The sequence below is a fragment of the Aetokthonos hydrillicola CCALA 1050 genome, from assembly GCF_017591665.1.
Lineage (GTDB): Bacteria > Cyanobacteriota > Cyanobacteriia > Cyanobacteriales > Nostocaceae > Aetokthonos > Aetokthonos hydrillicola.
In genome coordinates, this window is record NZ_JAAKGC010000313.1 from 1 (window position 1) to 2,036 (window position 2,036).

The 2,036-nt window shown below is 45.0% G+C and carries 2 protein-coding genes; both read left to right on the forward strand.

The window, feature by feature from the left end; genetic code table 11:
- The first annotated feature begins 70 nt into the window (after nucleotides 1-70).
- Entirely contained in the window at nucleotides 71-1,159 is a 1,089-nt protein-coding gene (locus G4P69_RS37350) for a glycosyltransferase family 4 protein (protein ID WP_208354940.1), read from the forward strand.
- Between the two features lie 418 nt (nucleotides 1,160-1,577).
- On the forward strand, nucleotides 1,578-2,036 hold a 459-nt coding region (locus G4P69_RS37355), incomplete at its 3' end, for an Era-like GTP-binding protein (protein WP_390694025.1).

Below are 2,036 nucleotides of genomic sequence, written 5' to 3' on the forward strand. Positions count from 1 at the left end.
AAGTACTCTGGTCTAAAGTCCCTCAACCTATGTCCAACGACTGATTTACATACTGAACCAAAACAAAGAAATGAAAATCGCTCAAGTAGCCCCCTTGTGGGAACGAGTTCCACCTCCTACTTATGGAGGAATAGAGCTGGTAGTGAGTCGCTTGACAGACGAACTGGTACGTCGAGGTCATGATGTTACCTTGTTTGCCTCGGGAGATTCGCAAACTTTGGCTAAGTTAGAAGCGGTATTCCCCCGTTCAGTGCGGGCATCGGAGCGAGCTATTCAAGAGCCGATGGTGTACGAACTGCTTGCATCTAGCCTAGTGTATCCACGCGCTGAGGAATTCGATATAATACACTCCCATGTAGGAATGCGGGCACTGCCTCCGGCGAGTCTGGTATCGACGCCTACAGTGCATACTCTGCACGGTAGCTTCACCAGAGACAGCATTGAAATGTTCACTCGGTATTCAACGCAACCATACATCAGTATCAGTAACGCACAACGGCAAGCAGATCTGAATTACGTCAGTACTGTTTACAACGGTATTAACCCAGAAGAATATGCTTTTGTGGAAAAACCCCATGATCCGCCGTATATGGCATTCCTGGGACGCTTTTCACCAGAAAAAGGACCACAACATGCGATCGCCATAGCAAGGCTTTCTGGTTTCCGTCTAAAAATGGCTGGAAAAGTTGATGCAGTAGATAAAGAGTTTTTTGACAACGAGATTGCCCCTTATATAGATGGTAAGCAAATAGAGTTCCTCGGCGAAGTCAACCATGCTGAAAAAAGTGAACTAATGGGCAATGCAGCTATTACTCTCTTCCCGATTACCTGGCGAGAACCATTTGGCTTGGTAATGATAGAATCAATGGCAACTGGTACACCTGTGATTGGTATCAATTTAGGTTCTGTCCCAGAAGTCATAGATCACGGCAAAACAGGGTTTGTCTGCCAGAGTTACGAAGAAATGGCAACAATGATTCCCAAAGCCCTAGAACTAAATCGCCGAACCTGCCGAGAATATGTAGAAAACAGGTTTAGCATCACCCAAATGGTTAATGGTTACGAAGCTGCCTACCATCAAATTATCAAGGATCGCAGTCCCAAAAATAAAGTAGGTGAATACCTTGAAAACCTCTTAAAAATCAACTTTACTCGCTAATAGGGGCAGCTAACTGACCAGTGTAAACCCTTTTCGTCAAGAGTGTAATAACAACTAAAGTGCAGCAATTCTAAGTTGTCATTACACGCTTTTACCTCCAAAAACCTTGACATCTTCTCCGTACTCTTCTCCGGAGAAGATTTCAATATGATTTATCAAGAAGAATTCAGGAGTCAGGAGTCAGGAGTCAGAATGAATAGAGTTGGGTAAAACCTCGTGCCTTATGGACGAGATAGGGATTGAAAATGAGTGCTAAAACAGCATCCCTTTATGGGTGGTGTATTCTGAACGCCACGTGCTTCAAGTCGGCAAAGCCGCCCAACGCAGTGGCTCCTCCTGTATTCTGACTCCTGACTCCTGTTTATAGTATTATGGAAGGTGCTAGGGAGCAGAGGAGCGAGTAGATACCCCCTGCCCCATGCCCAATGCCCCATGCCCCATGCCCATTGCCTTGCGTAACTTACAACAAACCCACTTAAATCGTGCTCGTGCTAGTCTAAGCGTTGCAGTCTCTTGGTACGGTAATCTTCGCAAACCAGGACAGTCGCAATCAAATTTACAATTAGCAGGTTTGGTAAAACCTGAGTTGGAGGTTTTAACAGCGACGCTGAATAAGCTAGACTATAATGTGATTCGCATTGCTGCTTTTGGGTTAGTGAGTCGTGGTAAGTCAGCAGTGTTAAATGCGTTGTTAGGACAAAAGATTTTACAAACTGGTCCACTTCACGGTGTGACTCAATACCCTCGTTCCGTAAGCTGGAATCCTGGTGGGAAAGTACAAGTTGAATTAATTGATACACCTGGATTAGATGAAATAGCAGGTGAAATACGAGGACAAATGGCGCGGGAAGTCGCACAACAGGCAGATTTGATTTTG

Coding starts and splice junctions, on each gene's coding strand:
- G4P69_RS37350 (WP_208354940.1), top strand. CDS start 71: ATGAAAATCGCTCAAGTAGCCCCCTTGTGGGAACGAGTTCCACCTCCT.